10 protein-coding genes are annotated in these 10,336 nt (G+C 68.4%); 6 read left to right on the top strand and 4 right to left on the bottom strand.

Annotated elements, in window-relative coordinates; all coding sequences use genetic code 11:
- On the top strand, positions 1-2,309 hold a 2,309-nt coding region (locus AC2VON_RS15735), incomplete at its 5' end, for a class I tRNA ligase family protein (RefSeq protein WP_486953790.1).
- Positions 2,310-2,341: 32 nt separating this feature from the next.
- Here the strand turns inward: AC2VON_RS15735 and AC2VON_RS15740 are convergent.
- Genes AC2VON_RS15740 through AC2VON_RS15750 form a run of 3 tightly spaced genes read right to left on the bottom strand, consistent with a single transcriptional unit; the run spans position 2,342 to position 4,891 of the window.
- Positions 2,342-2,908, bottom strand: a complete 567-nt coding sequence (locus AC2VON_RS15740; protein ID WP_486953791.1) for a class I SAM-dependent methyltransferase — start codon at positions 2,906-2,908, stop codon at positions 2,342-2,344.
- Positions 2,909-2,930: 22 nt separating this feature from the next.
- Entirely contained in the window at positions 2,931-3,758 is an 828-nt protein-coding gene (locus AC2VON_RS15745; RefSeq protein WP_486953792.1) for an NAD(P)-dependent oxidoreductase, read from the bottom strand.
- A complete protein-coding gene (locus AC2VON_RS15750) occupies positions 3,758-4,891 on the bottom strand; it encodes a Zn-dependent alcohol dehydrogenase (RefSeq protein ID WP_486953793.1) in 1,134 nt (377 codons plus the stop codon). Before AC2VON_RS15750 ends, AC2VON_RS15745 begins: the two co-directional genes overlap by 1 nt.
- A 55-nt stretch (positions 4,892-4,946) precedes the next feature.
- Between AC2VON_RS15750 and AC2VON_RS15755 the strand changes: the two genes are divergently transcribed.
- From AC2VON_RS15755 to AC2VON_RS15765, 3 genes are read left to right on the top strand one after another with little or no spacing between them, the layout of a single operon-like run.
- Positions 4,947-6,419, top strand: coding sequence for an aldehyde dehydrogenase family protein (locus tag AC2VON_RS15755; RefSeq protein ID WP_486953794.1), 1,473 nt, complete (start codon positions 4,947-4,949; stop codon positions 6,417-6,419).
- 52 nt (positions 6,420-6,471) lie between these two features.
- A complete protein-coding gene (locus AC2VON_RS15760; RefSeq protein ID WP_486953795.1) occupies positions 6,472-7,647 on the top strand; it encodes a cytochrome P450 in 1,176 nt (391 codons plus the stop codon).
- On the top strand, positions 7,644-7,838 hold the full coding sequence (locus tag AC2VON_RS15765) for a ferredoxin (RefSeq protein WP_486953796.1): 195 nt from the start codon (positions 7,644-7,646) through the stop codon (positions 7,836-7,838). The genes AC2VON_RS15760 and AC2VON_RS15765 overlap by 4 nt, the downstream gene beginning before the upstream one ends.
- A gap of 20 nt (positions 7,839-7,858) precedes the next feature.
- Here AC2VON_RS15765 and AC2VON_RS15770 read toward each other — a convergent pair whose 3' ends face one another.
- A complete protein-coding gene (locus tag AC2VON_RS15770; protein WP_486953797.1) occupies positions 7,859-8,413 on the bottom strand; it encodes a TetR/AcrR family transcriptional regulator in 555 nt (184 codons plus the stop codon).
- A gap of 250 nt (positions 8,414-8,663) precedes the next feature.
- Here AC2VON_RS15770 and AC2VON_RS15775 point away from each other — a divergent pair, with 250 nt between their 5' ends.
- Together AC2VON_RS15775 and AC2VON_RS15780 are read left to right on the top strand one after the other, a co-directional pair.
- Entirely contained in the window at positions 8,664-9,854 is a 1,191-nt protein-coding gene (locus tag AC2VON_RS15775) for an amidohydrolase family protein (RefSeq protein WP_486953798.1), read from the top strand.
- 8 nt (positions 9,855-9,862) lie between these two features.
- Positions 9,863-10,336, top strand: a 474-nt coding sequence (locus AC2VON_RS15780; protein WP_486953799.1) for an amidohydrolase family protein, incomplete at its 3' end; no start/stop codon positions are given.

A 10,336-nucleotide genomic window follows, 5' to 3' on the forward strand; every position in this document is an offset into this window, starting at 1 on the left:
AGCTGCTGGGCCAGCGGTATCTGCCGCCGTTTCGGTACTTCGCCGACGCGCCCAACGCTTTTCGGGTGCTGGCGGCCGATTTCGTCTCCACCGAGGACGGCACCGGCATCGTGCACCTGGCCCCCGCCTACGGCGAAGACGACAAGTTCGCCACCGACTCGGCCGGGATCACCCCGGTCACCCCGGTCGATGCCGGTGGCCGCTTCGATGCCACCGTGGGAGACTATGCGGGCCAGCACGTCTTCGACGCGAACGCGGCGATCATCGGTGATCTGAAGAACCGCGCCGGCCCAGTGGCGGCCAACGGGGCGGTGCTGGTGCGCCACGAAACCTATGAACACCCGTACCCGCACTGCTGGCGGTGCGGCAGCCCGCTGATCTACAAAGCGGTGTCGTCATGGTTCGTGCGCGTCACCGAGCTCCGGGACCGGATGGTCGAGCTGGGTGAGCAGATCACCTGGCATCCCGAACACGTCAAGCACGGCCAGTTCGGCAACTGGCTGGCCGGCGCCCGCGACTGGTCGATCTCCCGGAACCGCTACTGGGGCACCCCGATTCCGGTGTGGAAATCCGACAACCCGGACTATCCCCGCATCGATGTCTACGGCAGTCTCGACGAGCTGGAGCGTGATTTCGGGGTGCGCCCGGATGACCTGCATCGCCCCTACATCGACGAGCTGACCCGGCCGAACCCCGACGACCCGACCGGCCGATCGACGATGCGCCGCATTCCCGACGTGCTCGATGTGTGGTTCGACTCCGGTTCGATGCCGTATGCCCAGGTGCACTACCCGTTCGAAAACGGCGACTGGTTCCTGGGCGGGGCGGGGGGAGAGGCCGAAGCGCACTACCCGGGTGACTTTATCGTCGAGTACATCGGCCAGACCCGCGGCTGGTTCTACACGCTGCACGTGCTGGCCACCGCTCTGTTCGACCGGCCGGCATTCAAAACCTGTGTGGCACACGGGATCGTGCTGGGCAGCGACGGCGCGAAGATGAGCAAGTCACGACGGAACTATCCGGACGTGACCGAGGTGTTCGATCGCGACGGCTCCGATGCGATGCGATGGTTCTTGATGGCGTCGCCGATCCTGCGCGGCGGCAACCTGGTCGTCACCGAACCCGGCATCCGCGAGGGTGTCCGCCAGGTGCTGCTGCCGCTGTGGAACGCCTACAGCTTCCTGGCGCTTTATGCCCCGAAAGTCGGGGTGTGGCAGACCCATTTCCTACACGTGCTGGATCGCTATATCCTGGCCAAGCTGGCCGAGCTGCGCGACGGGCTGACCGCCAAGCTCGACGTCTGTGACATCTCCGGGGCGTGCGACGAGCTGAGGCAGTTCACCGAGGCGCTGACCAACTGGTATGTGCGGCGCTCCCGGCAACGGTTCTGGGACGAGGACGTCGATGCGATCAACACCCTGCACACCGTGCTGGAGGTGACCTGCCGGCTGGCCGCGCCGCTGCTGCCGCTGGCCGCCGAGATGATCTGGCGCGGTGTCACCGGTGAGCGGTCGGTGCACCTGACCGACTGGCCCGCCGAGGGCACGTTGCCGGCTGATCCGGCCCTGGTCGCCGCCATGGACCAGGTGCGCGAGGTCTGCTCGGCGGCGTCCTCGCTGCGCAAAAGGCACAAGCTGCGGGTCCGCCTGCCGCTGCCGAAACTCACGGTGGCGATGGAGAATCCGTCGCAGCTGCCCGAGTTCACCGAATTGATCGCCGACGAACTCAACGTCAAAGCCGTCGAGATCACCCGCGACGTCGGCCGCTACGGCCGTTTCGAGCTTGCGGTCAACGCGAAGGTGGCCGGCCCCCGGCTGGGTCCGCAGGTGCAGGCGGCGATCAAGGCGGTCAAAGCGGGGGAGGGCGTCGTCAACGCCGACGGCACCTTGAGCGCCGGGCCGGTGCTGCTGCAGCCCGGGGAGTACACCTCGAGACTGGTTGCGGCCGATCCCGAATTCACCGTGGCCCTGCCCGACGACGCGGGCCTGGTGGTGCTGGACACCGCCGTCACCGAAGAGCTGGAGGCCGAGGGCTGGGCCAAGGACCGCATCCGCGAACTGCAGGAGCTGCGCAAGTCGGTCGGCCTGGACGTCTCCGACCGGATCAGCGTGGTGATGTCGGTGCCCGCCGAGCGCGCAGCGTGGGCACACGCCCACCGCGCGCTCATCGCGCGCGAGATCCTGGCCACCGGCTTCGAATTCGGCGAGCCGGGACCCGACGCTGCCGAGATCGGTGACGGGGTTCGGGTGGTATTCGCTATCGCCGATACGCCGAGGTCGACGTTGCCGCACGAAAGTCCGAGTGGCTGAGCCGGTAACGCTGATCTCGGTACCGATCGGCGTTACCGTTTGACGGCACGCCAGCGCTGACGACCCTTCCTGGTGTCGGTCACCACATCGGTGAACCCGGCGTGTCGTAACCGATCGGGCAGCGTCTCGGGGGAGACGGGATTGTAGGTGTCGCGAAAGTGCGCGACCCGCATGCGCAGCGAGGGTACCCCGTCGCTGCCGGCGAACACCCCCCCCGGCCGCAACACCCGAAACGCCTCCACGAACAACTGGTTCTGGAGCACAGCAGTCGGTATATGGTGCAGCATGGTGAAACACACCACCGAGCTGAACTCGGCTGCCGGCAAGCCGGTGGCGGTTCCATCGCCGTTGACGACGCGCGTTCGCGAGCCGTATTCGTCCTGCAGCCGCTTCGCCATCACCGGGTCGATCTCGACGGCGGTGTAGTGCGGCGCCCGGTCGATGAGCACGCGCAGGTTGGCGCCATAGCCCGGCCCGATCTCGAGCACGTTGTCGCCGAGGACCACCTCGGCCAACGCCCACGGGATCAGCTCGTCCTCCACCGATTTAGCCCAGCGATCGGAGCTGCAACACCGCCGGTGCAACAGATTCATCGCCATCGGGTTCTCCTGTCTGGTCGGTTCATCGCGGATGTCCCAGCAACAACAGGGCGGCATCGGCGGCGTCGAGCACCGCCCCGGCTTCGGCGCCTTGGGCCTCGGCCAGCCCGGCCACCAGCCGGACGTCCTTTCGCAGCAGCGGCCCGGCCTGCGGCGCAAGCTGGTCGAGGGTGCCGCCAGTCTGCGCAATGATTGTGAGCGCGAAGCTGTTGCCGCTGCCGCGGGACAGCACCTCGGCCAACCCGTCTCGGGTGATACCGAGCGCCCGGCCCAATGCCAGCGCGGTCGCCGCCGTCCCGAGGTTGGCGGTGAACACCACATTGTTGACCAACTTAGCCAGCTGGCCGCAGCCCAAGCCGCCGAGATGCACGACGGCGTCGGCATAGGTTTCGAACACCGGCCGGCAACGCTCGACAACCGCGGCCTCGCCGCCGACCATGACCAGCAGCCGGCCCTCGGCGGCCGCCGGCCCGCCGCCACTGACCGGCGCGTCCACCACGAATCCGCCGACAGCAGCTGCTTTTTCGGCCAACATCTCGCAGGTTTTGGGGTGCACGGTGCTGTGCACGGCGATCACGCCGCCCGGCCGCAGCCCGGCCAGCAGCCCCTGGTAGGCGGAGCCGCCGGAGGTCACCTCGTCGACGTCGGCGTCGCCCACCACGCACAGGCACACCACGTCACTGGCGGCAGCGAGTTCGGCGGGTGACTCTGCGATCGTCGCATCGGTGTCGGCGAAGGCCGCCACCGTTGCGGATCTACGGGCCCACAGCGTCATCGGGTAGCCCGCCTCGATGATGCGCCGGGCCATCGGTGCGCCCTGGCCGCCTAACCCGATGAAGCCAATGTCCATCAGTCGGCCGCTGAGGCGTGGAAGCAGACCACGCTGCGTGCCCCGTGTCCGGCGGCCATGTCGGTGAACGCCGCCTCAACGGCGCCGACGCCGATCCGCCGCGTCACCAGCGCCTCCAGGTCGAGCCGACCACGCAGGGCGAGATCGGCCAACGCCGGGATGTCACGCGACGGGTCACTGGCGCCGTACACGCTGCCGCGAATCGTCTTGCCCTGGGCCATCAATGCCATTGCCGGAAACGTCACCGTCTCGGTGAAACCGGCCGCACCCACCACGGTGACGGTGCCACCCCGGCGGGCAGCGTCGTAGGCGGCGCGAATCGTGGCCGGCTTGCCGACCACCTCGATCGCGTGGTCGACCCCGTCGCCACCGGTCAGGTCACGCACCGCGGCGGCCAGGTCGGACCCACCCGCATCGACCGTGTCGGTGGCGCCGTTGGCTGTCGCGGCCGGAAGCTGCCCGGCGACGCGGTCGGCGGCGATGATCCGCGCCGCCCCGGCCAGCCGTGCCCCCTGGATCGCCGCCAAACCCACGCCACCACAACCGATCACCAGCATACTTTCGCCCGGGCGGACCACCGCCGTGCGCAGCACCGCGCCCACCCCGGTGATCACCGCACACCCGAGCAGCGCCGCATGGTCGAGGGGCAGCGCCGGGTCGACCGGTATCGCCGCGGCCGCGGGCACCAGCGTCTGCTCGGCCAGCGTCCCGGTGCCTATCGACGGCCAGACCGGGCCGTCGCTGTCGCCATACGGCCGGCCGAAGGCATGCTCAAATCCGCGCGGACACAGTTGCGTTTCGCCGCGCAGACAGTACGTGCAACGCCGACATGGCACAGTCCAGCTGAGTACCACGTGGTCGCCCGCACTGACGGTGGTGACCCCGTCGCCGACCTCGATGACGGTCCCAGCGCCTTCGTGGCCGAGTGTGCACGGCAGCAGCGCCGGCATAGTGCCGTCACGCACCGACAGGTCGGTGTGGCAGATCCCGCTGGCGGCCAACTGGACCCGGACCTCACCGAGGCCGACCGGGCGGAGCGTGACGTCCTCCACCGCGGCGGGTTGTCCGACCTCGCGCAGCACGACCGCCTTCACGAAGGCGAACCCGAAACCCGAGTCATAGTCATCTACCATGGCGGCACCACCGCGCCAGGTCAAGCAGGCGGGAAACGGGCTGTCAAGGAGGGCCATGACGGGCGACGAGACTGCCACCGCAATGCTCACCATCGGCACCGCACGCCAGCCGGGAGCCGCCGGGACCTATCCCGTGCACAACCCGGCCCGGCCGGCCGAGATCGCCGGCCACGCGCCGGCCGCCGACCGTGCCCAGCTCGACGCTGCGGTGCAGGCGGCCCGTACAGCGGGGGCGGACTGGCGCGCTCTGCGTGTCGCCGAGCGGGTCGCCGCCGTCACCGCTGCGGCAACGGCGGCAGCCGGGCAACTCATTGACGAAGAGGGCGCCCGGCTGTACACCCGCGAGCACGGGAAGGTGCTCGCCGAGGCGACCTTGGAGCTCAACATCGCACCGGTCGCCGCCAAACTGGTTGGATCGATGGCCGAGGCGGCGCTGGCACCCGAACCGATGGACCCGCAGGCGGCCTACCCGCGGCTGCAGCGCGAGCCCTACGGGGTGGCCGCGCTGGTGCTGCCGTTCAATTGGCCGCTGTCGCTGATGGTCACCAAGCTGGCCTCGGCGCTGGCCGCAGGCAACACCGCGGTGGTCAAGGTGCCGCCGACCTGTCCGCTGGCGGCACTGGCCTTCGGTGCGGCATTTGCTGCCGCGCTGCCGCCGGGCGTGGTCAACGTACTGGCCGGCCCGGGTCGCGAACTGGCCCAGGCCCTGGTGGCGCATCCTGGTGTCGACGTCATCTCGCTGACCGGCGGGGTAGCCACCGGACGTGCCGTGATGGCGGCCGCGGCGGCGCGGCTCACCCCGGTTCTGCTGGAGCTCGGTGGCAACGACGCCGCGATCCTGGCACCCGATCTGGCGGTCACCGACGAGCTCATCGAACAGCTGGTGACCGCGACTTACACCACCGGCGGGCAGGTTTGCATGGCGATCAAGCGACTCTACGTCCCGGCCGAGCGGGTCGGCGAGGTGGCCGATGCGGTGCTGGTGCGGTGCGAGGCGGAGGTGGTCGGTGACGGCCTGGCCGACGAGACCACGCTCGGACCGTTGCACACCGCCGCCGGGCGCGACCGGGTGCAGGCACTGATCGCCGACGCGCAAGCGCACGGTGCCATGGTCCGCACCGGCGGCCGGATCCGCGACGCCGACGCCGACGCCGACGGGTATTTCGTGCTGCCGACCGTGGTCACCGATGTCGACGCCGGCTGCGCGCTGAGCACCGAGGAGCAGTTCGGGCCGGTGCTGCCGATCTTCGGTTATCGCGGCGTCGACGACGCCGTCGCCGCGGCCAACGCCACCGACTTCGGGCTGACCGCGTCGGTGTGGACGGGTGACGACGCGTTGGCCGACCGGGTCGCCGCGCAGTTGATCGCCGGCACGGTCAGCATCAACTGCCACGGGATGGCGGCCCAGGATCCCCGGCTGCCGTTCGGCGGCGTCGGCCAGTCCGGCCTGGGCCGCGAGCTCGGCGCCGAGGGGATCAGGGCCTTCACTGAGCCGCGGGCGTTCGTGCGCCACCCGGTCCCGGGATAGCCAAAAATCCGGCCCATTGCCCACAGCTGATGTTGATGTCAAGCTGAACGGCATGACAGACACCGACGGGTTCGTCGATCAGACGCTGACGGGTGTGGCTGAGCCGCAGCCGATGTACAAGGCGTTGCGCGAGTCGACTCCGGTGTTCCGGACACCGCAGGTGGTTGTCCTGAGCCGTCTCGCCGACATCGAGATAGCACTCAAACACACCGAGTTGTTCGCGTCGAACATGGATGCCGTCGCTCTGGGCAACCTGCGGCCGCTCATCCCGCTGCAGATCGACCCGCCCGAGCACGCGAAGTACCGCCGTGTCCTCGACCCACTGTTCACTCCCCGCGAGATGGCCCGGCGGGAACCGCGTGTCACCGCGCTGGTGAACGAGATGATCGACAGCTTCGCCGATCGGGGCGAGTGCGACTTCCACACCGAGTTCGCCGTCCCGCTGCCGTGCACGGTGTTCCTGCAGCTGCTCGGCCTGCCGCTGCAGGATCTGGACACCTTCCTGGCCTGGAAGGACGGCGTTATCCGTCCGGAAGGGGTGCAGGGCTATGAGGAGCACGGGAAGGCCGCGGAGCCCGTGGCGCAACAGATCTACGAGTATTTCGAGCGTGCCATCGACGACCACATCGCCAGCCCACGCGACGACGTCATGTCCGCGATGATCGCCGCGGACGTCGGCGGTCGGCCGCTGTCGCGCGAGGAGCTGCTGGACATCTGCTTCCTGTTCCTCATCGCGGGGCTGGACACCGTCACCGATTCGCTGGACTGCTTCTTCGTCTACCTGGCACGCCATCCCGACCACCGTCGACAGCTCGTCGAGCAGCCCGACCTCCTGCCCAGCGCCATCGAAGAGCTGTTGCGCTGGGAGACCCCGGTGCCGGGAGTCGTTCGTGTCGCGATGCAAGACGTCGAGGTTTCCGGCTGCCCGATCAGCAAGGGCGAACGTGTCAGCCCGCTACTCGGTGCGGCCAACACCGATCCGGCCGACTTCCCCGACCCGGAGCTCGTGGATTTCGGGCGCAATCCGAATCGGCACCGCGCGTTCGGCGGTGGTCCGCACCGCTGCCTCGGTTCTCACCTGGCCCGCATGGAGCTGCGGGTGGCGTTGCGCGAGTTCCATCGTCGGATCCCGGACTACGAGATCAAGCCGGGCATCGAGCTCGCCTACACCCGTGCGTTGCGCTCGGTCGAGACGCTGCCGCTGATCTTCCCGGTGCCGGCACCGTGAAACGCGTTTCCGTTGATCCGGATCGCTGCGTCGGACATGGGCGTTGCTACACGCTGGCACCCGAGGTTTTCGATGCCGACGAGATCGGGCACTGTGTCGTCCGTGTGGAGAACGTCTCCGGCAACCTCGAGGAGCAGGCCACCATTGGTGAGCAGAACTGCCCGGAGCAGGCGATCACGCTGTCGCCCTGAGGGCAGCAGCCCACCTTAATCTAGGTGTGCTCGGCGAATGCCGGCGCGATGAATCGTTGCACCATCTGGCGTTCGGCGCTGCTATCGCTGATGGGCCAGTACAACAGCGACAGGACGACGCGGACGAGCCATTGGGCGGCCTGTGGATCAGGGTCGGCGCGTCCGGTGACGTCGGTTGTCAAGCCGGTCACCCAAGGCGACGCGGTGATCCAGGCCACCTCGTCGACCCGGGCCGAAGTGATCATCAATTGCACTAATGGGTCGGATCGGATCCGTTTGAGTGCCACCGTGATCGCGGTGACGATCCGTTCCGGGCCGGTCAGATTCTCGATGGTTTGACGCACGGTTGCGATGATGTTGGCCGCAGCGCGGGCAGCGACGGCATCTCGGATCTCCGCTTTGCCGCCCACGTAGCGGTAGATAGTCGCCCGGGAACAGTGGACACGGGCGGCCAAGGTGTCGATGTCGAAAGCGTCCGGGCCCTCATGTGCGATGAGGTCGGTGGCGGCGGCGTAGATGCGTTCGGCGGCGACCTTGCGGCGATCGCCACCCACAAGCCAATCGTTGCGAGGCATGGGTCAAGCCTGCTACACGACGTAGAGGGGTGAGGATATTATTCTCAACTTGAGATAATTTAAGTCATCTCTCTCACTGTAGTGGGAGGTCGAGTCGCTCGTTGAGACGACCGGTGCTTACCCGTGTACGCACCGGCTTTTCAACTTCTGCTAGCACCGTTGACGCTGCCAGGATCGGCCGATCAGCCTGGACGGGAGCCCCGAACACCGTCGTGACATCGGGCATAGACCGAGAAGAGGGGTTTTGGTTATGGCGCTGCTGCCCGACCCAGCCCCCCGCGAGCGTCACCACGTTCTGATCTCGGTCGACGACCACATCATCGAGCCGCCCGACATGTTCGACGGCCGGCTGCCCGCCGCGCTGGCCGACCGGGCGCCGAAAATCGTCGAGACCGACGACGGCCGGCAGGTGTGGCGCTACGAGGACTGCGAATACCCCAACATCGGCCTCAACGCGGTCATCGGCCGGCCGCGACAGGAATGGAGCATGGAGCCCGCCCGGTTCGACGAGATGCGCCGCGGCTGCTGGGACATCAAGGCCCGGATCGCCGACATGGACCTGGCCGGCATCTGGGCGTCGCTGAACTTCCCGTCACTGATCGCTGGTTTCTCCGGCACCGTGTTCTGGAAGAGCAAGGACCCCGAGCTGGGGCTGGCGGTGCTGCGCGCCTGGAACGACTGGCATCTGCAGGTGTGGGCCGGTACCTTCCCGCAGCGCATCATCCCGCTGCAGCTGCCGTGGCTGGCCGATCCGCAACTGGCGGCAGAGGAGCTGCGCCGCAACGCCGACCGCGGCTTCAAGGCGGTCAGCTTCCCCGAGCTGCCGGCGCAGTGCGGGCTGGAAAGCCTGCACACCGGGGTGTGGGACCCGTTCTTCACCGCCTGCGAAGAGACCGGCACCGTGGTGTGCCTGCACACCGGATCGGCCCAGTGGGCACCGATTCCTGCGCCGGACACCCCGTTCGAGACCATCACCACGCTCTTCCCGGTGAACGCGCTGGTCGCCTGCGCGGACATGCTGTGGTCCGGTGTACCGGTGCGATTTCCGCGGCTGAACGTCACGCTGGCCGAGGGCGGCCTGGGCTGGGCGGCGATGCTGGGTGACCGTGCCGATTACGTGCTTGCCCACTCCGCATCCGGGCAGGAGGGCGGCGCCTGGCAGAGTGAGCTGCTGCCCAGCGAGGTGCTGCGGCGCAACTTCTGGTTCTGCTCGATCGACGACCCGCAAGCGTTCGGCGCGTTGGACGCGATAGGGGCCGACCGCATCCTCGTCGAAAGCGACTACCCGCATGCCGATTCCACCTGGCCGGACACCCAGCAGGTGGTCGGGCGCAACGTCGCGGGCCTGTCGCCCGAGGACGCCGCCCGGATCACGCACGGCAACGCCGCGGAACTATTCCACCACCCACTGCCGGACAATGGCTGGCTGAATCAAAGCTAGGAGATCCAGTGCTGGACTTACTGATTCGCGATGCCGAGATTGTCGATGGCAGCGGGACACCCGCCCGCCGCGGGGATGTCGGCGTCAAAGGCGGGCGCATCGTGGCGGTGGGGGCAGCCGGGAAGGTCGACGAACCGGTGACCCGGACCGTCGACGCCGAGGGCCAGGTGCTTGCGCCGGGCTTCGTCGACCTGCACACCCACTACGATGCGCAGCTGTTCTGGGATCCGACGGCCAGCCCGTCGGTGCAACACGGCGTCACCACCGTCTTCGGCGGCAACTGTGGTTTCACGCTGGCGCCCGTGGCGCCCGGCCAGCAGGACTACCTCACCCGGATGCTGGCCCGAGTCGAGGGTATGCCGCTGGACGCGCTGCGTGCCGGGCTGGACTGGGAATGGTCGTCGTTTCACGACTGGCTGGCGCGGTTCGACGGCCGCATCGCCGTCAACGCCGGCTTCCTGGTCGGCCACTCCGCGCTGCGG

This window comes from Mycobacterium sp. TH-M82 (assembly GCF_057473605.1).